The 22273-nt window shown below is 56.5% G+C and carries 23 protein-coding genes; 11 read left to right on the top strand and 12 right to left on the bottom strand.

The genetic code is table 11. The features are described 5' to 3' along the window. Positions 1–42: 42 nt before the first annotated feature. The gene (radC, locus tag ACEQ15_RS12620) at positions 43–717 is read right to left on the bottom strand and encodes a DNA repair protein RadC (protein WP_370279549.1); all 675 of its coding nucleotides are present in this window, start codon (positions 715–717) and stop codon (positions 43–45) included. Between the two features lie 181 nt (positions 718–898). Here radC and coaBC point away from each other — a divergent pair, with 181 nt between their 5' ends. From coaBC to ACEQ15_RS12590, 6 genes are all read left to right on the top strand, one after another. Beyond that, entirely contained in the window at positions 899–2104 is a 1206-nt protein-coding gene (gene coaBC, locus ACEQ15_RS12615; RefSeq protein ID WP_370279548.1) for a bifunctional phosphopantothenoylcysteine decarboxylase/phosphopantothenate--cysteine ligase CoaBC, read from the top strand. Between the two features lie 10 nt (positions 2105–2114). Next, positions 2115–2570 carry a dUTP diphosphatase gene (gene dut / locus ACEQ15_RS12610; protein ID WP_370279547.1) on the top strand — a complete coding sequence of 152 codons (456 nt, stop codon included), beginning with the start codon at positions 2115–2117 and terminating at the stop codon, positions 2568–2570. Between the two features lie 25 nt (positions 2571–2595). Further along, positions 2596–3984 (top strand): phosphomannomutase/phosphoglucomutase, encoded by a 1389-nt coding sequence (locus ACEQ15_RS12605; RefSeq protein ID WP_370279546.1) that lies wholly within the window; start codon positions 2596–2598, stop codon positions 3982–3984. Positions 3985–4050: 66 nt separating this feature from the next. Then, positions 4051–4950, top strand: coding sequence for an acetylglutamate kinase (gene argB / locus ACEQ15_RS12600; protein WP_370279545.1), 900 nt, complete (start codon positions 4051–4053; stop codon positions 4948–4950). 12 nt (positions 4951–4962) lie between these two features. Then, complete coding sequence (gene slmA / locus ACEQ15_RS12595) at positions 4963–5568, top strand: nucleoid occlusion factor SlmA (protein WP_370279544.1); 606 nt, start codon at positions 4963–4965, stop codon at positions 5566–5568. Positions 5569–5655: 87 nt separating this feature from the next. Next, positions 5656–6432: a sulfite exporter TauE/SafE family protein gene (locus ACEQ15_RS12590; RefSeq protein WP_370279543.1), complete on the top strand. Its 777-nt coding sequence runs from the start codon at positions 5656–5658 to the stop codon at positions 6430–6432. Here ACEQ15_RS12590 and ACEQ15_RS12585 read toward each other — a convergent pair. From ACEQ15_RS12585 to gpmI, 4 genes are read right to left on the bottom strand one after another with little or no spacing between them, the layout of a single operon-like run. Further along, positions 6400–7266, bottom strand: a complete 867-nt coding sequence (locus tag ACEQ15_RS12585) for a divergent polysaccharide deacetylase family protein (RefSeq protein ID WP_370279542.1) — start codon at positions 7264–7266, stop codon at positions 6400–6402. The two genes, ACEQ15_RS12590 and ACEQ15_RS12585, sit on opposite strands and share 33 nt — an antisense overlap. Positions 7267–7268: 2 nt before the next feature. Continuing rightward, the gene (locus tag ACEQ15_RS12580) at positions 7269–8579 is read right to left on the bottom strand and encodes a S41 family peptidase (RefSeq protein WP_370279541.1); all 1311 of its coding nucleotides are present in this window, start codon (positions 8577–8579) and stop codon (positions 7269–7271) included. Positions 8580–8606: 27 nt separating this feature from the next. Next, a complete protein-coding gene (locus ACEQ15_RS12575) occupies positions 8607–9779 on the bottom strand; it encodes a murein hydrolase activator EnvC (RefSeq protein WP_370279540.1) in 1173 nt (390 codons plus the stop codon). A 30-nt stretch (positions 9780–9809) separates the two neighbouring features. Continuing rightward, entirely contained in the window at positions 9810–11363 is a 1554-nt protein-coding gene (gpmI, locus tag ACEQ15_RS12570) for a 2,3-bisphosphoglycerate-independent phosphoglycerate mutase (RefSeq protein WP_370279539.1), read from the bottom strand. Positions 11364–11840: 477 nt separating this feature from the next. On the opposite strand from gpmI, the gene ACEQ15_RS12565 reads away from it, so the two are divergent. The 3 genes from ACEQ15_RS12565 to secB are packed head-to-tail and all read left to right on the top strand — an operon-like array spanning position 11841 to position 13019. Beyond that, on the top strand, positions 11841–12254 hold the full coding sequence (locus ACEQ15_RS12565) for a rhodanese-like domain-containing protein (protein ID WP_370279538.1): 414 nt from the start codon (positions 11841–11843) through the stop codon (positions 12252–12254). Between the two features lie 3 nt (positions 12255–12257). Then, positions 12258–12512: a glutaredoxin 3 gene (grxC, locus tag ACEQ15_RS12560; RefSeq protein WP_370279537.1), complete on the top strand. Its 255-nt coding sequence runs from the start codon at positions 12258–12260 to the stop codon at positions 12510–12512. A 27-nt stretch (positions 12513–12539) separates the two neighbouring features. Beyond that, a complete protein-coding gene (gene secB / locus ACEQ15_RS12555) occupies positions 12540–13019 on the top strand; it encodes a protein-export chaperone SecB (RefSeq protein WP_370279536.1) in 480 nt (159 codons plus the stop codon). Between the two features lie 78 nt (positions 13020–13097). On the opposite strand, the gene ACEQ15_RS12550 is transcribed toward secB, so the two are convergent. Further along, the gene (locus ACEQ15_RS12550) at positions 13098–13973 is read right to left on the bottom strand and encodes a M14 family zinc carboxypeptidase (protein WP_370279535.1); all 876 of its coding nucleotides are present in this window, start codon (positions 13971–13973) and stop codon (positions 13098–13100) included. Between the two features lie 45 nt (positions 13974–14018). Then, entirely contained in the window at positions 14019–14339 is a 321-nt protein-coding gene (locus tag ACEQ15_RS12545; protein ID WP_370279534.1) for a hypothetical protein, read from the bottom strand. 79 nt (positions 14340–14418) lie between these two features. Here ACEQ15_RS12545 and ACEQ15_RS12540 point away from each other — a divergent pair, with 79 nt between their 5' ends. After that, entirely contained in the window at positions 14419–14886 is a 468-nt protein-coding gene (locus ACEQ15_RS12540) for an MEKHLA domain-containing protein (RefSeq protein ID WP_370279533.1), read from the top strand. A 29-nt stretch (positions 14887–14915) separates the two neighbouring features. Here the strand turns inward: ACEQ15_RS12540 and trmL are convergent, their stop codons facing one another. From trmL to glnA, 4 genes are all read right to left on the bottom strand, one after another. Beyond that, complete coding sequence (gene trmL, locus ACEQ15_RS12535) at positions 14916–15380, bottom strand: tRNA (uridine(34)/cytosine(34)/5-carboxymethylaminomethyluridine(34)-2'-O)-methyltransferase TrmL (protein ID WP_370279532.1); 465 nt, start codon at positions 15378–15380, stop codon at positions 14916–14918. 95 nt (positions 15381–15475) lie between these two features. After that, positions 15476–16906: a nitrogen regulation protein NR(I) gene (gene glnG / locus ACEQ15_RS12530; protein WP_370279531.1), complete on the bottom strand. Its 1431-nt coding sequence runs from the start codon at positions 16904–16906 to the stop codon at positions 15476–15478. Next, on the bottom strand, positions 16890–17957 hold the full coding sequence (gene glnL, locus ACEQ15_RS12525; protein ID WP_370279530.1) for a nitrogen regulation protein NR(II): 1068 nt from the start codon (positions 17955–17957) through the stop codon (positions 16890–16892). Before glnL ends, glnG begins: the two co-directional genes overlap by 17 nt. Positions 17958–18367: 410 nt before the next feature. Then, the gene (gene glnA / locus ACEQ15_RS12520) at positions 18368–19774 is read right to left on the bottom strand and encodes a glutamate--ammonia ligase (RefSeq protein WP_370279529.1); all 1407 of its coding nucleotides are present in this window, start codon (positions 19772–19774) and stop codon (positions 18368–18370) included. Positions 19775–20283: 509 nt separating this feature from the next. Between glnA and typA the strand changes: the two genes are divergently transcribed. Next, positions 20284–22101: a translational GTPase TypA gene (typA, locus tag ACEQ15_RS12515; RefSeq protein WP_370279528.1), complete on the top strand. Its 1818-nt coding sequence runs from the start codon at positions 20284–20286 to the stop codon at positions 22099–22101. On the opposite strand, the gene ACEQ15_RS12510 is transcribed toward typA, so the two are convergent. Then, the coding region (locus ACEQ15_RS12510) for a hypothetical protein (RefSeq protein ID WP_370279527.1) at positions 22091–22273 on the bottom strand (183 nt) is incomplete at its 5' end. The genes typA and ACEQ15_RS12510 overlap by 11 nt on opposite strands.

Genomic DNA, 22273 nt, shown 5'->3' with positions numbered 1-22273 from the left:
CATCGCTAACGGAAGGTTACGTTGCACGGCATCAAGCTATCCTCAGATCAGTCCACGTTCGGCAAACGACACCACTTCGGCATCCCCCACCACCATATGATCCAGTACCCGAATGTCTACCAGCCCCAGCGCCTGCACCAACCGGTCGGTGATCTGCTTGTCGGCGCGACTGGGCTCCGCTACACCTGAGGGATGATTATGGGCCAGGATCAGTGCCGCAGCATTGTTCTCCAACGCCCGCCGCACCACCTCGCGCGGATAGACGGATGCGGCATCGATGGTGCCAAAGAACATCGGTTCAAAACGGATTACCCGGTGGCGGTTATCGAGAAAAAGACACGCAAAGACCTCACGCGCTTCGTGGCGAAGACGGGAAGAGAGATAAGCGCGCACCGCATCGGGGCTCTCCAGCGCAGAATCCCTCTCCAGGGAGGCGGCCAGATGGCGACGCCCCATCTCCAGCACCGCCTGCAGCTGCACGTATTTGGCCGGTCCCAAACCATGGGCGGCACAGAAATCATCCGCACCACTCTCCAATAGCGGACGCAGGCCACCAAAGGTGGTCAGCAGCTCCCGCGCCAGATCGACAGCACTTTTCCCGGCCACACCGGTTCGCAGAAAGATCGCCAGTAGTTCGGCATCCGACAGGGCTTGGGCGCCCAGATTGAGTAATTTTTCACGGGGCCGTTCACCTTCCGGCCAGTCACGAATTGCCATATTCACCTCCTTGTCATGGTCTTGAGGGAGACTGTGCCCAAACAGATTTGATACCGGTCATTGCGACCCGATGGACACCGCCTGCTACGTATTTATAGGCTTCCTGCCCTACGCAACCTTACGCTGAAATGGTATCTTACACGCTCTTTACAGAATTCACAGTTGATCGTGGTTGCACGGTATGCAGAGACTTACTAACCGACAGATTGTTTTAGGTATTACCGGCGGAATTGCCGCCTATAAGAGCGCTGAACTGACCCGCTTATTGAAGGGTGCCGGTGCTGATGTTCGGGTAGTGATGACCCAGGCAGCGACCGAATTTATTACCCCACTGACCCTGCAAGCGCTGTCTGGCAATCCGGTGCATCTGCACCTGCTGGATACCGAAGCGGAAGCGGGCATGGGCCACATCGAATTGGCCAAGTGGGCCGACCTGGTGTTGATTGCTCCAGCAAGTGCCGACTTTATGGCTCGTATGGCGGCCGGTCAGGGCAACGACCTGCTGACCACCCTGTGCCTGGCCACCGATGCGCCGATCTGCCTGGCACCGGCCATGAACCAGGCGATGTGGCGTGACGATACCACCCAGGCAAACGCCAAGAAGCTGGAAGCCCGTGGCGTGAAGCTGTTCGGTCCGGCGAGCGGCGAACAGGCCTGTGGCGATACCGGTCCGGGTCGCATGATGGAGCCGGTTGAACTGGCCGAGCTGGCCGCGAACCAGTTCGAGCGTGGACTGCTGACCGGTAAGACTGTATTTATCACCGCAGGCCCGACCCGCGAACCGCTGGATCCGGTGCGTTATATCTCCAACCACAGCTCCGGCAAGATGGGTTACGCCCTGGCGGAAGCCGCAATCGACGCTGGCGCCAAGGTGAAACTGATCAGTGGTCCGGTCAACCTGGCGCCCCCTGATCGTGTCGAACGGGTCTCCGTACAGTCGGCTGAAGATATGCTGGCCGCCTCCCTCAATGGTCTGGAGCAGTGCGATATCTTTATCGCCTCCGCTGCTGTGGCCGACTACCGCCCAACGGCGATCGCCGAGCACAAGATCAAGAAGGGTAACGAGGAGATCATGGAGCTGCACCTGGTGAAAAACCCGGATGTTGTAGCAACCGTAGCCTCTCAGCAAAACAAACCGTTCACCGTTGGTTTTGCGGCCGAGACCCAGGACGTGCTGACCTACGCCCGCGGCAAACTGGAGCGCAAGAACCTGGATATGATCGTGGCCAACGACGTATCCCGCAGCGATATCGGTTTCAACAGCGACGAAAACGCCGTCACCCTGGTGACCGCCGATGCCGAGCTGGAACTGCCGCAGGCCTCCAAACGCCAGCTGGCAGGCCAGCTGATCGAGCATATCGCCCAGTCTTATCACAAAGTACGCTGATTACCAGGCCATGAAGAAACTACAAGTTAAACTGCTCGATCCCCGCATCGGCACCGAGTTTCCGCTGCCGGAGTACGCCACGCCGGGTTCAGCAGGCCTCGACCTGCGCGCCTGCCTGGATGAGACCCTGACTCTGGAACCGGGTCAAACCGAGCTGATCCCAACCGGCCTCTCGATCCATATCGAAGACCCAAACCTGTGCGCAATGATCCTGCCGCGTTCCGGCCTGGGTCACAAACACGGCATCGTGCTGGGCAATCTGGTGGGCCTGATCGATTCCGACTATCAGGGACAGCTGTTTGTCTCCTGCTGGAACCGCGGTCACACCACATTTGAAGTTACGCCGGGCGAACGGATTGCCCAGCTGGTCCTGGTCCCTGTGGTCCAGGCCGAATTTGAAGTTGTAGACGAATTTACTGACAGCCACCGCGGTGAAGGCGGCTTTGGCTCCTCGGGTCGCCATTAATCATTTTTCAAAAGGACATTGCACCATGCGTTACGAACTTAAGGATCTCGATCAGACCATCTTTCGTGCCTACGACATTCGCGGCATTGTAGGCACCGCGCTGACCGACGATACCGTGTACCACCTGGGCCGAGCCTTCGCGGCCGAGGCACTGAGCCAGAGCATCAACACCGTTAACGTGGCGGCCGACGGTCGTCTGTCCAGCCCCCACCTGAAAGGCCTGCTGAGCCAGGGCCTGACTGACGGTGGTTGCAACGTGATCGACAACGGCTACGTACCAACCCCACTGCTCTACTTCGCAGCGAATCACGACGAGCAGTGCACCGGTGTAATGATCACTGGCAGTCACAACCCAAGTGACTACAACGGCTTCAAGATGATGATCAACGGCCACACCCTGTCCGGTGACGACATCCAGGAACTGAAGCGCCGCATCATCGAAAAAGATTACTCCGAAGGTGAAGGCAGCGTGCGCGAGCAGGATGTACGCCCACAGTACCTGGAGCGCGTACTGTCCGACGTGAAACTGGCACGCCCACTGAAAGTGGTTGTGGACTGCGGTAACGGCATCCCGGGCGACATCGCACCGGGCCTGATCGAGAAGCTGGGCTGCGACGTCACGCCGCTGTACTGCGACGTGGACGGTACCTTCCCGAACCACCACCCGGATCCGGGCAAGCCAAAGAACCTGGTCGATGCGATTGCCAAGGTAAAAGAGATTGGTGCCGACCTGGGTCTGGCCTTTGACGGTGACGGTGACCGTGTGGGTGTGATCACCCCACAGGGCAAGATCATCTACCCGGATCGCGTGATGATGCTGTTTGCCGAAGATATCCTGAGCCGTAACCCGGGCGCAGAGATAATCTTCGATGTGAAATGCTCCCGTCTGCTGGCCAACGTGATTCGCGACGCGGGCGGCAAGGCGACCATGTGGAAAACCGGCCACTCCCTGATCAAGGGCAAGATGAAAGAGACCGGTGCTCTGCTGGCCGGTGAAATGAGCGGCCATATCTTCTTCAAAGAGCGCTGGTTCGGTTTCGACGACGGCCTGTACAGTGCCGTGCGTCTGCTGGAGATCCTCGCCAACCGTGAAGAAGATGCCGACGCCCTGTTTGACGCCTACCCGGAAGACGTGAGTACTCCGGAGCTGAACATCGATGTCACCGACGAAGGCAAATTCAGCATCATCGAAGGGCTGCAGGCCCTGGAGTTCGAAGGTGGCAACGCCAACCGTATCGACGGTGTACGTGTGGACTACCCGGACGGCTGGGGCCTGATCCGCGCATCCAACACCACACCGGTTCTGGTGCTGCGTTTTGAAGCAGAATCAGAAACCGCCCTGGAGCGTATTCGCGACCAGTTCCAACAGCGCCTGTCACAGGTTGATGCGTCCCTGACCATCCCTCAGGAGTGAGTTTGATCCCAAGCGCCCGATACCCTGAGGTGTCGGGCGCTTCTGCGTACAGAAGGACAATAAAAAATGCCTCTTAATCGTAAAGAAGCCATGACCACCGCTGAGGTTCTCAGCGAAGCGATGCCATACATCCAGCGTTTTGTCGGTAAGACCATCGTGATCAAGTACGGCGGCAACGCCATGACCGACGAAAAACTGAAGAACAGCTTCGCCCGTGACATCGTGATGATGAAGCTAATCGGCATCAATCCGATCGTGGTTCACGGTGGTGGCCCACAGATCGGCGATCTGCTGGACAAGCTGAGTATCGAATCCCACTTCATCAACGGCATGCGGGTCACCGACTCCAAAACCATGGACGTGGTGGAGATGGTATTGGGCGGTATGGTGAACAAAGAGATCGTGGGCCTGATCAACGCCAACGGCGGCAGCGCCATCGGCCTGACCGGTAAAGACGGCCAGCTGCTGCGCGCCCGCAAGCTGAAAGTGAAGCACAAGACCCCAGAGATGGAAGCACCGGAGATCATCGATATCGGTCACGTGGGCGAAGTAGCCCAGGTGAACGTGAAGGTGCTGGATATGCTGGCCCAGTCCGACATCATCCCGGTGATTGCACCGATCGGTGTGGACGAAAACGGCGACTCCTACAACATCAATGCTGACCTGGTAGCCGGTAAGGTTGCTGAGGTGCTGCAGGCTGAAAAGCTGATCCTGCTGACCAACATCGCCGGTCTGCTGGATAAGGACGGCAACGTACTGACCGGCCTGACCACCAAGCAGGTGGACGAGCTGATCGAAGACGGCACCATCTACGGCGGCATGCTGCCGAAGATCGACTGCGCCCTGGGTGCGGTAAAATCCGGCGTAACCAGTTCTCACATCATCGACGGTCGTGTGGCACACTCCTGCCTGCTTGAGATCTTCACCGATGAAGGTGTGGGTACGCTGATTACCAACCGTTCGTAGTAAGGACCGGGAATGACCGCACAAGAGAAACAGAGAGTATCCCGTTACGAGCAGATCCTGCAGGCCCTGGCCCAGATGCTGGAAGTAAATCCGGGTGCCCGCATCACTACCGCTGCGCTGGCCAAAGAGGTTGGCGTATCGGAAGCTGCTTTGTACCGCCACTTTCCAAGCAAGGCACGCATGTTTGAAGGCCTGATCGGCTTTATCGAAGACACCGTCTTCACCCGCGTGAGCATGATTACCAAATCGGACGTCGACGGCATCCGTCAGTGTGAGCAGATCCTCACACTGCTGCTGGCTTTCGTCCAGAAGAATCCGGGCATGGCCCGCATCCTGACCGGTGACGCCCTGTCCGGCGAAACCGATCGCCTGCGCACCCGTGTTAACCAGTTCTTCGAACGGCTGGAAACCCAGATCAAGCAGGTTCTGCGCGAAGCGGAAGCCCGCGAAGGCCTGCGTACGCAGATCACCCCGGGCGCCAGCGCCAACCTACTGATGGCCGCGGCAGAAGGCCGTATCCGCCAGTTTGTGCGCAGCGAGTTCAAGCGTAGCCCTACCGAGCAGTGGGACGACCAGTGGCCACGCCTGGCCGCTGCGGTATTCCGCCCAGCAGGTTAACCACCCTGCTCGATCCAATACGGGAGGCCTCTGCCTCCCGTATCTGTATTACCACCTCCAAGACCACTCTGACGGACTGACCACGCCATGGACCTGATACTGGACCAGCTGCTGCTATTCACCCTCTCCCTCTTTGCCAACGGCCTCTCGGCGATGGCGGGTGGGGGCGCCGGGTTGCTACAACTGCCGGTACTGCTGTTTCTGGGGCTGAGTTTTCCGGTGGCGTTGGCGACCCACAAAATCGCCAGTGTCGCACTCGGTATCGGCGCGACCCTGCGTCACCTGCGCGAAGGCTCGCTGGATTACCGTTTCTGCGGGTATATCCTCGCCTGGGGCCTGCCGGGCGTTGTGCTGGGGGCCTACGTCATCCTGCAACTGCCGGAAGCCTGGACCATCCTGGCGCTGGGCATACTCACCGCAGGCCTCGGGATCTACTCGTTTAGCAAGAAACAGCTGGGTATGACGTACGAACCACGCAATCGGGAGGGCAAAGGCCTGATTATCGGTGGCGCGGTGTTGTTCCTGATCGGTTTCCTCAACGGCTCGCTGACCTCGGGTACCGGTCTGTTTGTGACCCTGTGGTTGGTGTTCTGGTTTGGTTTCGACTACAAACGTGCCGTCACCTATGTGCTGATTCTGGTGGGACTGTTCTGGAACTCATCCGGCGCGGTGACCGTGGCGCTACAGCAACCACCCCAGTGGGATTGGCTGCCGGCGTTGTTGGTGGGGGCCATCATCGGATCCTATACCGGCGCCCATCTAGCGATCAGCCGTGGCAACAAGCTGGTCAAGCGGGCCTTTGAGACCCTGACCGTAATGGTGGGGATCAAGCTAATCGGTGACGGCCTCGCCCTGCTGTTCTGAAGGCGGCTGTTTTGACGAAAGTTGCGCTGCAGCCGCCAATTCAATGCGGTTCTGGGCATAGCGGGTCAGCTGACGCTTAACGTCGGGATTCACGATGGCCGACGCCGGCACCAGGCGGATGCCTTTCTCGCCCAGGGTAGGCAAAGTCTTGGCCAGATACGCGGAGGTTTCCGGGTAGGGGTGTCCGATCACCACCACAAAACCAAATTTCTCCGCAACATCCAGCGCACGCTTGAACTGGCCATCGATAAACGTCTCATCGATCTGGTGATCCAGAAAGACGTGGCGTTTCAGGTACGGCACCTGAGCTTCCCGCGCCTTCTTCCAGCCCACGGTTTTTACCGTGGTCAGGCTGTCGATAAAGTAGAGATCCCGCGCCTTCAGAGTTTCCATTACCCAGTTCATCGGCTGCTCCATGCTGGTCAGCAGGCTGCCCATATGGTTGTTTACGCCACTGACATGCGGCGTTGCATCCAATGCCTTGTTCAGGCCCGCCTGGAGCGCTTCGCGCTGCATATCCGCCGTAAGTGCACCCGGTCCCAGCTCCTTGGCACGGGTGTTGGCCATCGGCACGTGCAGCATCACTTCACGCCCACTGTCATGGGCTGCATTGGCGAAACGCTTGGCATAGGGGGTAAACGGCAGGATTGAGTAGGTTACAGCGCCGGGCAGGGCCAGGGCGGCCTCACCTTTTCGCAGGTTGTAACCCATATCATCAATGATCAGCACCATCCGTGGTTCGAAGTCGGACTCTTCCGCCTGCAGGAGCCCGGAAAACGCTGTTATCCACAGCAAAAAGCTGAGCCGCAGGCCCAGCGTCCTTAGTGAGATCAAATTTACTTATCCTGTAACTTCACGATCGACAGTGCTTTGAGCAGGCTCAGGGCCTCAAACAGCTGGAAGTCTTCGCGCAGCAAGGCTTTATCCTGCACCCGGCTGGCAGCGGCTTCGCCCTCACTGTTCTGACCGTTTTCCAGGTGGCCACTCAGGTCCTTCTCTTTCAGGTGACCAACCCCGCTATCCAGCGGTTTCAGCTCGGCATTCGCCACTTCGATATCCGGTTCGATACCTTGTGCCTGGATGGAGCGACCGTTCGGGGTGAAGTAACGGGCGGTGGTCAGCTTGATCGCACGGTCCTTGGCCAGCGGCAGGATGGTCTGCACCGAGCCCTTACCAAAGCTGTCGGTGCCCATGATCACGGCACGTTTCTGATCCTGCAGCGCCCCGGCCACGATTTCGGAGGCGGACGCGGAACCGCCGTTGATCAACACCACCAGCGGCAGGTCCGCCGCCACGGTCTGGCCGTTGGCTTCAAACAACTGGTCAGAGTTCGGCAGACGACCTTCGGTATATACGATGGTACCTTCGGACAGGAACGCGTTACTCACGTCCACTGCGGCCTGCAGTACACCACCCGGGTTGTTACGCAGGTCCAGCACCATGCCGTTTAGCTCACCCTCTTCGCGCAGTTTCTCCAGCTGGCGGATCAGTTCCTTACCGGTATTTACCTGGAACTGGGTGATACGCAGGTAACCGTAACCCGGCTCCAATAGACGGCTTTTCACGCTGGCCACGTGGATGATGTCACGCACCACCTTGATCTGCAGGGGCGCATCACGGCCCTCACGCAGGATGGTCAGGGTGATCGGCTCGCCCGGCTCACCTCGCATCAGGTTGATCGCTTCCTCCAGCGTCATGCTGGCAACGGGTTTGTCGTCCAGCTGCGTGATCAGGTCACCCGCTTTCACCCCGGCACGTTGCGCCGGGGTATCGTCGATGGGCGTGATCACACGGATGTAGGGTTCTTCCATCCCCACTTCGATGCCCAGGCCACCGAACTCACCGCTGGTGTGTACCTGCAGGCTTTCAAACTCTTCGGCGTCCATGTAGTTGGAGTGGGGATCCAGGCCAGCGAGCATGCCACGTACGGCATCCTGCAGCAGCTTGGCATCGTCGACCGGTTCTACGTAGGCGTTTTTGATGCGGTCATATACTTCGGCAAAGAGACGCAACTCTTCCAGTGGCAGCTGCTTGGCGGGCTCCTGCGGTGCGGCCGGGGTTTCTGCGGTTGCGTTAAACGCCACACCACAGAGGGATGCCAACACCAGTGAACGCAGTGCGGTCTGCACTGCCTTGCGCAATTTCATATTCTGTTCCTTATCGTCCGGAAGCGGCTATCGTTTTGCCAGCCAGCGTTTCGGGTTGGTCGCCTTTCCTTTATATCGGATCGCAAAATAGAGCCCCGGTTCACTGCGGCCGCCGCTGGCGCCAACGGTGGCGATGGTTTCACCGGCAGAGACCCAATCCCCGACATCACGCTGTAGTGTTTCATTGTAGCCGTAAAGGGAAAGATAGTTTCCGCCGTGGTCGATAATCATCACCAGACCATGGCCACGCAGCCAGTCGGAAAACACCACACGTCCGTGGTGGGCGGCTTTGACATCCCGCCCCGCCTTGGTAGCGATCCAGACTCCATCATAACGGATATTGTCCGATACGCTACCAAAGCCGCGCCGGATCTTGCCGCTCACCGGCCATGGCAGTTTGCCTTTGAGTTCGCGGAACGCCTTGCCGTCACGATCCAGCGCGACCTTGTCGATCGCCCGCCGAACCTCTTTCAGCACTTTTTCCATGCGCTCACGGTTGGCCTTGAGACGCGCCAGACGCTGCTGATCCGATTTGATCTCACCACGAATCGCTGCCAGCGTTTTAGCGCGCTGGGCGCGGTTCTTCTCGAGGTCGTTTTTCTCCAGTTTCAGCTGACGGCGTTTCACCACCATCTTCTGCTCTGTGTCGGACAGCTCGGTTTCCGTATTGTTCAGCTGGGCAAGACGGGATTTGAAGCTTTTGATCTGACCGGCCAGCTCGCTGTTGATGACACCGAAGTAGCGCATCATGCGCGACAGCTCTTCCGGGTCTTTTTGCATCAACAGCACCTGTAACCAGGGCTGTTGCCCCAGCTTGTACTGTTCACGCAGCTGCTGACTAATCGACACCGCACGCTTGTTCAGCTCCTTGCGCAGGGCGTCACGTTTGCCCTCCAGAGACCCGGCATGGGACCCCAGGCGGGAAAGCTGCTTGTCCAGGGCACTGATCTGTTTGCTGATGCGGGAGATCGCCAACTCGCTTTTGCGTAGCTGGCTGCTGAGGCTGGAGGCCTCGCCTTCACTCTTGGAGAGTTGTTTCTGCAGACTCGCAATATCTTTCTTCAGCTTGCGAATCTGGGCTTCGGAGGCCTGACCGTCTGCGGCATGCACCACAGACGTCAGGGAAAAGAGGAGTAGCAGCGGCAGGCAGACTCTGGCGAAAACGCGCAGCACCAAGCCTGCCCCTGTTTGCCGGGTCAAGTACGGCTCCATCCTGATCCGGCCTGTCGCTTACTTGGCAACAAGCAGGGATTTGCCGGTCATCTCCGCTGGCTGCTCCAGCGCCATCAGATCCAGCAGAGTTGGCGCCAGGTCACACAGAGCACCGTCTTCCAGTTTGATCTCGTCGGCACGCGGACCGTCGTATACCAGCGCTACCGGCCAGATGGTGTGTGCGGTGTGAGGCTGACCGGATTTCGGATCCACCATCATCTCCACGTTACCGTGGTCGGCGGTGATCAGGGTTTCGCCGCCCACTTCAGCCATCGCTTCCAGTACCTGGCGGATGCTGTCGTCCACGGTTTCCACCGCTTTCACCGCGGCATCAAATACACCTGTATGACCCACCATGTCACCGTTGGCGAAGTTGCAAACGATCAGGTCGAACTTGCCACTTTTGATCGCTTCCACCAGCTTCTCGGTCACTTCCGGTGCGCTCATTTCCGGCTGCAGGTCGTAGGTTGCAACGTCTGGGCTTGGCACCAGGATACGTTCTTCACCTGGGTATACATCTTCCTGACCGCCGTTGAAGAAGAAGGTCACGTGGGCATACTTCTCGGTTTCGGCGATACGCAGTTGGGTTTTACCCATGCCAGACAGGTACTCACCCAGGTCGTTGCTGATTTTCAGCGGCGGGTATGCACACGCGGTGTCGATGTCGGCCGCGTACTCGGTCATCATCACGTATTGGCTCAGTGCCGGTTTAACCGCACGTTCGAATCCGGCGAACGCGTCACCTTCCACAAAGCTGCGGGTAATTTCGCGGGCACGGTCCGGACGGAAGTTGGCGCAGATCAGGGTGTCGCCGTCTTCCACTTTCGCCAGTGGTGCACCGGATGCATCGGTGATCACGGTTGCCTGTACGAACTCATCGTTTTCGTCACGCGCGTATGCTGCAGCCAGCGCTTCGGTACCGGACTGTGCAGTCTGCGGCGCTTTACCCTGGGTCATCGCATCAAAGGCCAGCTGGACACGGTCCCAACGGTTGTCGCGGTCCATGGCGAAGTAACGTCCCACAACGGTAGCAATCCCCCCCAGGCCCAGCTCTTCGAACTTGGCCTGCACTTTCAGCAGGGATGGCTCGGCGGAACGTGGTGGCATATCACGGCCATCCAGAATCGCATGCAGGTAGATCGCCTTGGCACCACGCTTGGCCGCCATATCGATCAGCGCCAGGATGTGCTCTTCGTGGCTGTGCACACCACCCGGTGAGAGCAGACCCAGCAGGTGAACCGCCTTACCTGCCGCAATCGCTTTATCCATTGCAGCTATCAGCACTTCGTTTTCAAAGAAGTCGCCGTCATCAATCGCTTTGGAGATACGGGTGAAGTTCTGGTACACGGTGCGGCCTGCGCCGATGTTCATGTGCCCCACTTCGGAGTTACCCATCTGCCCTTCCGGCAGACCCACCGCCATACCGGAGGTAGCAATGCGGGATACCGGCTTGGTCGCCAGCAGGTTGTCCCATACCGGAGTGTTCGCCGCTTCGATTGCGGAAGACTCGGACGATTCGATACCGAAACCATCCAGAATGATAAGTGCTTTAGGTGCGCGCGCGTTCGTCATAACGGTTCTTGTTTTATCGCCATTAAATGAGTTCAGATGGCCCGCTATTCTACGCATTTCGCCGCCTGAACGCGAACGACTCTCACCATGAAAAAGGCGTATATAAAAGAAAAGATCGGACAATTGTCGAGTTTTTGATTATGCGCCTTAACCCGCACTTTGCATGAAGGGATTGGAAGATCTGGGCATTATGGCTAAGCAGGTTGCTTTATTGGATGCTGGGCCTTGGTGGTTCCAAGGCTCAAGGCCAATGGAGCAAGATGCAACGCCAGAATGTTCAGATACCCAATCAGCAACATGAAGTTTTGTCGCGTAAGCCTCTGATATTTTGCGCGAACTTATGCCTTACCTCTCTTTAAAACATAATTACCTGCGCCTTCATGACAAATGCGGGTTATACCCGTCTTGATCGCGTTGTATACTTACCGGCTTTGATTTAACGCCAGACCCAAGCGGTCCTCCGAGTCGGAAAAAATGATGGAACAAGTGATTGAGTTTATTGGCAACCATGTCTTTCTGGTTGCAGCCTGGGTGCTGACCCTGGCCATGTTGTTGTGGAACGAAAGCCGCCGTGCAGGCAAAGCCGTGACACCGGCCATCGCCACCCAGATGATCAATAAAGAAGACGCAGTAATCCTGGATATCCGTCCAAAGAAAGAGTGGGATACTGGCCGCATTACCGGCGCACGTCACATCCCGATGGCGGAGCTGGAGCGTCGCATCGACGAACTGAACAAATACAAAGAGAAGCCGATCATTGTTGTCTGCAACTTGGGCCAGACTGCAGGTGCGGCAACCAAGAAACTGAAGGCGGCAGGTTTCACCAATGTAATGCGCCTGTCTGGTGGCATGACCGAATGGAAGGGTCAGTCACTGCCGGTGGTTAAATAAACCATGAAAGACACACTGATTTACACCACTGCGATCTGCCCATTTTGCATCCGTGCCAAAATGCTGCTGGATCACAAGGGTGTGCAATACACTGAGATCGACGTAAACCGCCAGGCTGGCGCCCGTCAGGAGATGATGGCCCGCGCCCAACGCCACACCGTACCGCAGATCTTTGTCGGCGATACCCATGTGGGCGGTTGCGACGACCTATTTGCGTTAGAGCATCAGGGTAAACTCGACGCCTTGCTCGCCGAATAACACAACTTCTATTGAAAGGATCTTACGATGTCTGAGAACGAACAGAACCAGCAGGCTGAAGCACAGGCACCGCAGTTTGCAGTACAGCGTGTATACCTGAAAGACGCGTCCCTGGAATCCCCAAATGCGCCAGAAGTGTTCACCAAGCCTTGGCAGCCAGAAGTTAACCTGGACATGAACTCCCGCACCCAGCAGCTGGGTGAAGGTGCGTACGAAGTAGTTCTGACACTGACCGTAACGGTGAAGAACGACAACGAAACTGCGTTCCTGGCGGAGATCCAGCAGGCAGGTATCTTCACTATCGCTGGCCTGGAAGAAGGCGAACTGCACCACACCCTGGGTGCGTTCTGCCCGAACATCCTGTTCCCATACGCACGTGAAGCGATCGACAACATGGCGTCCAAAGCAAGCTTCCCTCCGCTGATGCTGGCACCGGTAAACTTCGATGCCCTGTACGCTCAGCAGCTGGCACAGCAGCAGGCACAGGCAGAAGGCAACGCACACTAAGCGTCTGTTTTAACATTAAAAAAGCCGGAGCAACTGCTCCGGCTTTTTTGTATCTGCAGGATACCTGGAGGAAAAGGCTTACGGCTCCTCCCCACCCTCGGCGATCTGATTCTTAGGCTTCGCTTTGTAACGCACCCAACGCACCAGATCCACCCACATCTTACTGATATCCTGCGGTGACGGCATGATGCCTGCGTACTGCAGCTCGATGGTCAGTACCGGGATATTTTTTACATACCAGCCATAGTTACCCAGCGACCCAGGATAAGTACCCAGGTGGCGCAGGTAGAGCGGTCCCAGACGCTGTGGTGGCTGTTTGTCGCCATCAAAGTCCAGCATACCGTGTGGCGCATGTACCGACACAATAACGGTCGGACGGTATTCCTCGATCAGCTTGTGGATCATCTTACTTTCCGGTTCGCTCAGCGGTGCTTGCCCCGGATAGTAACGCTTACGCATCTTGGCCCGCTGCTGCCAATACTCCAGCGGCGTGAGCTCTGCCTCGGCCGGAATAAAGTTGCGGTTGAGGTCGATGTTGTTTGCGTTCACACGGGTCGCCGGACGACGCATCAACCCGTCCGGATTGGCCAGCGGCACAAAGTGCCAGTCGAACGATCCGCTGTGATGTTTGTTAAGGGTGTTCAGCCACTTAAAGGTCACGCTGACACTGGACAGCTCGTCACCGTGAATGCCCCCGATAAACAGAATACGCACCGGATTCTTGGTGCCGGTCTTGGCCGCATAGTGCGCTTCCAGAATCGGCAGGTTGTTGGCGGAGTAAAAACGCGGCTGGTAAAAATGAATATTGGAGCACTCTTTGTAAGAGACGCTGGCCAGACGGCCACTGATCTTCTTACACATCTGGGCCACTTCATCAGCACCGGCAGCAGGCTGCGCTGCATGCAACGATGCACTGACGAACAACATCGCGAGAAAGGAAACGATCACCCGCATTTTATTACCTGTAACTTAAATCAATCAAAGCGAATTGCGGTTTGCTTAGGCGGATTCTCCGCGTGCCATTCGCAGCAGTTTGTCCGCAGCCCCGGCCTGTAACACAGCATCAACTTCGCCCGCCGTCATCGGCAAGATACTGATCATGCTGTCTGCTGAAACCTGTTTGAAGTCGGCCAGTTGTTGCAATCCATCCACCAGCACTACACAGGGTAGTAACTGTTGCTGCAGCGCCAGAATATTCACGCGCTGGGAAACACCTGCCTGAAAGAGAATCCGTCCGCCGAGGTGATCAACTGCCGCAAGGCAGCCTGGCGACGACGCTATAGGGTCGAACTGGGTGAGGATTATAGCATCCTGCTTCATGATTTAAGGTTCATTCTATTCATGTAGAGCGGTAGTATCTCAGTGGAAGCTTCATCATGACAAGGACTCCGTGATCCCTATGCAGCCCTGGCAAACCAAATCGATTATCCAACTTTCCAACACCATTATCCGGAGTTTCCAGGCACGTTTACAGTATCCATTAGCCGGATTGTCCGAGCACGCATCTGAGCAAGAATTAGCCCAAGCGCTCTATGAAGCACCCTGCGTGGTGCTGGCCCACGACGGTGGCAGCGATCCACGCTTTACCTACGCCAACCTGACGGCGCAACAGCTATGGGAACTGGAGTGGGAGGAGTTTATCGGTATGCCCTCGCGTTACTCGGCCGAACCGGATCTGCGTGAGGTGCGCGCCGCGATGTTGGAACGGGTGCAGTGCGATGGTTATATCGATGACTACCAGGGCATCCGCATCAGCAAAACCGGCAAACGTTTTGAGCTGGGCAAAACCGTGGTGTGGAATCTGACTGATTCCCACGGCCACTACTGCGGCCAGGCCGCCACCTTCAGCGACTGGACACTTATCTAACTTTCTTTATACCCGGCGTAAGCAACTACTTACTTACCCCCTTCAAAACCGAGCTGACGCCAAGCCTCGTACACAACGATGGCACAGGCGTTGGACAGGTTAAGGCTGCGACTCTCTTCCTTCATCGGCAAACGCAACAGAGTTTCCTGCGGCAGCGCATCACGCACCTCAGGCGGTAAGCCGCGGGTCTCCGGTCCAAACAACAGCACATCACCCGGCTGGAACTGCGCATCGCAGTAGTTGCGACTGCCTTTGGTGGTCAGCGCCCAGACGTTCTTTGGCTGGATCACCGCCAGTGCCGTATCCAGATCCTTGTGCACTTTCACCGCCGCAAACTCATGGTAGTCGAGTCCCGCCCGGCGCAGCTTTTTGTCGTCAAAATCGAACCCCAGCGGCTCCACCAGATGCAGTTGAAAACCGGTATTGGCACACAGGCGGATGATGTTGCCGGTGTTGGGTGGGATTTCAGGTTCAAACAGGACGACGTGCAGCATGGCGATACCCGCGGTAATAGCAGAGAAAGAGGTGTGGCGGGAGTGTAAGGCAGGGGCTGCTGTGGTTCAACAGCCCCAGTGAGCTGAGCGGGTGCTTATTCCGGATCGGCGCTGTTGTTGCCCACATCCATATCCAGCTCTTTGATCTTACGGGTCAGGGTGTTACGGCCCCAGCCCAGCAGGTTGGCCGCATCACGCCGACGGCCCGCCGTATGTTTGAGTGCGGTTTCGATCATGATCTTCTCGAACGCGGGTACCGCTTCATCCAGCAAACCACTCTGCCCCAGTGACAGCTGCTGATCAGCCCAGTTGCGCAAAGCACCCTGCCAGTTGTTACCGGTGGTAGTTTGCGCCGCTTCCGCTTCCAGCAGTTCCGGTGGCAGGTCAGAGACCAGCACCTCACGCCCGGAGGCCATCACGGTCAGCCAGCGACAGGTGTTTTCCAGCTGACGCACGTTACCCGCCCAAGGCAGGCCACACATATAGGTTTCCGCTTCGCCGCTGAGAATCTTCGGTTCGACCCCCAGCTCTTCGGCAGAGCTGTTGAGGAAGTGGCGGGTCAGACGTGGAATGTCTTCCCGGCGCTCAGACAGCGTTGGCAGATGGATACGGATCACGTTAAGGCGGTGGAACAAGTCCTCACGGAAACGCCCTTCCTGTACCAGCTTTTCCAGGTTCTGGTGGGTTGCAGCGATAATACGTACGTCCACCTTCACCGGGGTGTGACCACCCACACGGTAGAATTCGCTGTCTGCCAACACACGCAAGAGACGGGTCTGGGCGTCAGCCGGCATATCACCGATCTCGTCCAGGAACAACGTACCGCCATCGGCCTGCTCGAAGCGGCCACGGCGTGCAGCCGCCGCACCGGTGAAGGCACCTTTCTCGTGACCAAACAGTTCCGACTCGATCAGGTCATGGGGGATCGCCGCCATGTTGAGCGGGATAAACGGCGCATCACGGCGTGGGCTGTGGGTATGCAGCGCATGGGCCACCAGCTCTTTACCGGTACCCGACTCACCGTTGATCAGCACAGTGATATTGGACTGGGACAAACGCCCGATCGCGCGGAACACCTCCTGCATTGCCGGTGCTTCACCGATGATCTCGGTTTCCGGCTCAGAGGTCTGTTCCTCGACCTGCTTCTGCTGCTCGATGGCATGCTCCAGGGCACGCTTCACCAGGGCGATCGCCTCATCCACGTCAAACGGCTTAGGCAGGTACTCAAACGCCCCGCCCTGATAGGAAGCGACAGCAGAATCCAGATCAGAGTGCGCAGTCATGATGATGATCGGGATCTGTGGATAACGCGCCTGGATATGATCCAGCAATGCGAGGCCATCGGTGCCCGGCATGCGAATATCACTGATGATGGCATCCGGCTTCTGGCGTTCCAGCGCCTGAATCAACACATCAGCACTGTCGAATACGGTGTTGTTGATACCTTCTGCGGACAGCGCTTTTTCCAGTACCCAACGAATTGAGCGGTCGTCATCAACGACCCAAACACTACCTGACAGACTCATGGTTCAGCTCCAAAGGGATAAATAGTTCAAATAGGGTTCGGCCGGGACGGGTCTCGCATTCGATCAGACCGTGATGCTGATTGATGATCGACTGGGCGATCGACAGTCCCAAACCTGAGCCATCCGCACGACCGCTGACCATCGGGTAGAAGATCTGGCTCAGCAGTTCCTCCGGAATACCCGGACCGTTGTCCTCAATGCGCACGCTGCATACCAGGCGGTGCTTCTCGGTACCCAGGGTAATCTGGCGCAAGGTGCGGGTCTGCAAACGGATGGTTGGCTGTTCGGTATTGCTGCTCTGCAGAGCCTGCATACTGTTGCGCACGATGTTCAGGATCGCCTGGATCAGCTGCTCTGCATCACCACGGAACTCTGGGATACTCGGGTCGTAATCGCGGACCAGCTCCACACTGCCGCCACTCTCGGCTGCCACCAGACTGCACACCCGCTCCAGGATGGCGTGGATATTCACATCCGCAATATCCGGCAATTTACGCGGCCCCAGCATCCGGTCGACCAGGTTGCGCAGGCGATCCGCCTCTTCGATGATTACCTGGGTATAGTCGTGCAGGGAGATATCATCCAGTTCCCGCTCCAGTAGCTGCGCGGCACCGCGCAAGCCACCCAGTGGGTTCTTGATTTCGTGTGCCAGACCACGCACCAGCATCTGCGCAGTGGCATGGCGGGTCAGCAGCTCCTCTTCACGTTCGATGCGGATCAGGCGGTCACGGGCCTCAATCTCCAGCAACAACCAGTTTTCACCGGTCATCGGCAATGGGTTAACCGTGTAGTCGACCGTAAGGATCTGCTCGGAGAGGTTACGCAGCTTAGCTTCACGGCGGGTAAACGGGTGGCCGCTCCGCAACGATTCATGTAAACCATCAATCTGCGACTGCTCGATACCAAACCAGTCACCGAGATCCCGACGACGCAGCTGACGCACGCTGGCCGCCAATAGCATCTCAGCCGCCGGGTTCATGTACTGGATATACAGCTGACCATCGAGCAGCACCACGGCTGTCCCCAGGTTCTCCAGTATCTTTTTGTACATCTCGCTAACCAGCATCGGTATTGAGCCTCTCTCACTCCGGTCCGCTGCGGCGTCCCGTTCTCTGTTATTTATGAAAATGCAAAAACCAAACCAGCTTTATGCTTTTCACGCCATATGGGCCACAAACAGGCAAACGGGGCAAAAACCGCCCAATCTGCGCACATTCCAGGCCCTTTTGGATAGCACGCTACCGCAAGCCCTTTAAACTCGCCCATATCTATTGCACCATTTTAGTGCATCAAAATAATCCTGCCCCGAAATTGCACTGCAATCACCATCAATCCTGACCTGTCACAACCACCCTCAAACTGCCCACCACACTTAGTTGGAGTCACAGATCGGGGAATTCGCTTTCTTCAGGCCAAAAAAAAGCCTCCCGAAGGAGGCTTTCTTTGCTCAGTAGCGAGACCTTATACAGAGTAGTACAGGTCGAATTCTACTGGGTGAGTAGTCATGTTCACTTTCTCAACTTCTTCACGCTTCAGCGCGATGAATGCGTCCAGCATGTCGTCAGTGAATACGCCACCTTTGGTCAGGAAGTCACGGTCTTCTTCCAGAGCGTTCAGAGCTTCTTCCAGGGAAGCCGCTACCTGTGGGATCTCTGCAGCTTCTTCAGCTGGCAGGTCGTACAGGTCTTTATCAGCAGCGTCGCCAGGGTGGATCTTGTTCTCGATACCGTCCAGACCCGCCATCATCAGTGCTGCGAAGCACAGGTATGGGTTAGCGGATGGGTCAGGGAAACGTGCTTCTACACGACGTGCTTTCGGGTTAGTCACGTATGGGATACGGATGGAAGCAGAACGGTTACGTGCAGAGTACGCCAGCATTACTGGTGCTTCGAAACCTGGTACCAGACGCTTGTAAGCGTTAGTAGAGGAGTTGGTCAGCGCGTTCAGTGCTTTAGCGTGCTTGATGATACCGCCGATGTAGTACAGAGCAGTTTCAGACATACCCGCGTAAGCGTCACCAGAGAACAGGTTCACACCGTCTTTAGACAGGGACATGTGAACGTGCATACCGGAACCGTTGTCGCCTACCAGCGGCTTAGGCATGAAGGTAGCAGTTTTGCCGTATGCGTGAGCAACGTTGTGTACGCAGTACTTCAGTACCTGTACTTCGTCTGCTTTGTTAGTCAGAGTGTTAGGACCAACACCGATCTCACACTGACCAGCAGTTGCTACTTCGTGGTGGTGTACTTCTACAGTCAGATCCATCGCTTCCATCGCGTCACACATAGCGGCACGCAGGTCGTGCAGGGAATCGATTGGTGGTACTGGGAAGTAACCGCCTTTAACACGTGGACGGTGACCGATGTTACCGCCTTCGATGTTGTGGCTAGACGCCCAAGAAGCTTCTTCAGATGCGATGGTGTAACCGCAACCGGAAATATCAGCGTGCCATTTAACTTCGTCGAATACGAAGAACTCTGGCTCTGGACCAAACATAGCGGTGTCAGCGATACCGGTAGACTTCAGGTACTCTTCCGCGCGCTTAGCAACGGAACGTGGGTCACGCTCGTAGCCCTGACCAGTCGCAGGCTCAACGATGTTACAACGTACGATAACAGTGGTTGCTTCAGAGAATGGATCCAGTACGGATGCGCTGTCTTCAGGCATCAGGATCATGTCGGAGTCGTTGATGCCTTTCCAACCGGAGATGGAAGAACCATCAAACATTTTACCTTCTTCGAAGAAGTCGTCACCCATGTCGGAAACTGGGATGGTTACGTGCTGCTCTTTACCGTGAGAATCGGTGAAACGCAGGTCAACCCACTTCGCTTCGCTTTCTTTGATCAGATTCAGAGTCTTCTCTGACATTTGGCTTTCTCCACTATTAGAATTTGCCAGACTCGCAGTATGCAGTGCTGAGCTTATGTTCGTTACTTGCCATTACACTTAGCAAGTAGCGTGCCAGCACTGAAATCGCTCGTAAGTGCTTATTTTTGGGACATTGCTAACCAGCGCTCCGCCCTTTTTTGCACCAATATAATGCAAGGACCAATCATGACGCACCAACTTGGTGCAAAACACTGGATTTGTCATACACATCCGCTTTGTAGTAGCGGAAACATCATACTCCAACCTTTTTTAAAGTGCTCTCTTTTGCAGCGTCGATATCGGGTTTTGTTTATCTGCGTCAAAAGCTGTCGCTCAGAAAGTGATCAGGAAATTATCATTCACACCACGGATATAAGGTTCTGTCATCACAATCCATGTATAATGCGCGCAAAATATACACCCGGTACTGCTTGGCAGTGCCGGGTTCGTTTTTATGACAGGCACACCTGTGTACTGATTCCACTCCATTATCCGGTTGAATAGTTAACATGTCTTCTAACATCGACAACTTGCGTAACATCGCAATCATCGCTCACGTTGACCACGGTAAAACCACCCTGGTCGATGGGCTGCTTTCTCAGTCCGGCACCCTGGGTCGCCGCGACGAGGGCACCGAGCGCATCATGGACTCCAACGACCAGGAGAAAGAGCGCGGCATCACCATTCTGGCGAAAAACACCGCCATCAAATGGAACGACTACCGCATTAACATTGTGGACACTCCTGGGCACGCGGACTTCGGTGGCGAAGTAGAGCGTGTACTGTCCATGGTTGACTGCGTCTGCCTGCTGGTTGATGCCGTAGACGGCCCAATGCCTCAGACCCGCTTCGTAACGCAGAAAGCGTTTGACCAGGGTCTGCGTCCGATCGTTGTAATCAACAAGATCGACCGTCCTGGCGCACGTCCTGACTGGGTAATGGATCAGGTATTCGACCTGTTCGACAGCCTGGGCGCTACCGACGAACAGCTGGACTTCCCGGTTGTATACGCATCCGCCCTGAACGGTATCGCCGGTAACGATCCAGAAGAGATGGCAGAAGACATGACGCCACTGTTCGAAGCGATCGTTGAGCACGTAGAAGCACCAAAAGTCGACGTAGACGGACCGCTGCAGATGCAGATCTCCGCGCTGGACTACAACAGCTACGTTGGCGTTATCGGTGTTGGCCGTGTGACCCGTGGCAGCGTAAGCACCAACACCCCGGTAAAAGTGATCGACCGCGAAGGTAAGGTCCGTTCCGGCCGCGTACTGAAGATCATGGGTTACCACGGTCTGGAGCGTGTCGAAGTCGACACCGCAACTGCGGGTGACATCATCTGTATCACCGGTATCGATGCGCTGAACATCTCCGACACCATCTGTCATCCAGACAACGTTGAAGCGCTGCCGGCTCTGAGCGTAGACGAGCCAACCGTTTCCATGACCTTCCAGGTAAACGATTCTCCGTTTGCAGGCCAGGACGGTAAGTTCATCACCAGCCGTAACATCAAAGACCGTCTGGAGCGTGAACTGATCCACAACGTGGCACTGCGCGTTGAAGATGGCGAAACCCCAGAGAAATTCAAAGTATCCGGCCGTGGTGAACTGCACCTGTCCGTACTGATCGAAACCATGCGTCGTGAAGGTTTCGAGCTGGGTGTATCCCGTCCGGAAGTAATCCAGAAAGAGATCGACGGCGAGATTCAGGAGCCGTACGAGCTGGTGATGATCGACGTGGAAGACGAGCACCAGGGTTCTGTGATCGAAGAGCTGGGTAAACGTAAGGGCGACATGACCAACATGGAAGTGGACGGTAAAGGCCGCGTACGCCTGACCTTCATGATCCCATCCCGTGGTCTGATCGGTTTCCGCTCCCTGTTCCTGACCATGACCTCCGGTACCGGCATCATGACCTCCATCTTCGACCACTACGGTCCTGTGAAGGAAGGTGACGTGGTAAGCCGTATCAACGGTGTACTGGTATCCATGGTCACCGGTAAGGCCCTGGGTTACGCCCTGTGGAACCTGCAGGACCGTGGCCGTCTGGCGATCGATCCGAACATCGAAGTGTACGAAGGCATGATCCTGGGTATTCACAGCCGTAACAACGATCTGGCCGTGAACCCAACCAAGGGTAAGCAGCTGACCAACGTTCGTGCGTCCGGCTCTGACGAGAACATCCAGTTGACACCACCGGTACGCTTCACCCTGGAGCAGGCACTGGACTTCATCGAAGACGACGAGTTGGTAGAAGTAACGCCTAACAACATCCGTCTGCGTAAGAAACTGCTGAAAGAGAACGAGCGTAAGCGCGCTAAGAAGTAAGCAGACTTCCATCATAAAAAGGCAACCAATCGGTCACTGCTGTCCCATAGTTTGGGATAAATAAGAAAGCCTGAATCCATGTGAGTAAAATGAGTGTGCGAGCAAACACTTTAATCACAAAGGATTCAGGCTTTGTCACATCATAACACCGCGTTTCATCAGTTGCTGCAGC

This window comes from Pontibacterium sp. (assembly GCF_964228735.1).
In the GTDB taxonomy this organism is placed as follows: Bacteria; Pseudomonadota; Gammaproteobacteria; order Pseudomonadales; family Balneatricaceae; genus Pontibacterium.
The sequence above is the reverse complement of the archived record's forward strand: the minus strand, read 5'-3'. Positions and strand labels throughout refer to the sequence as shown.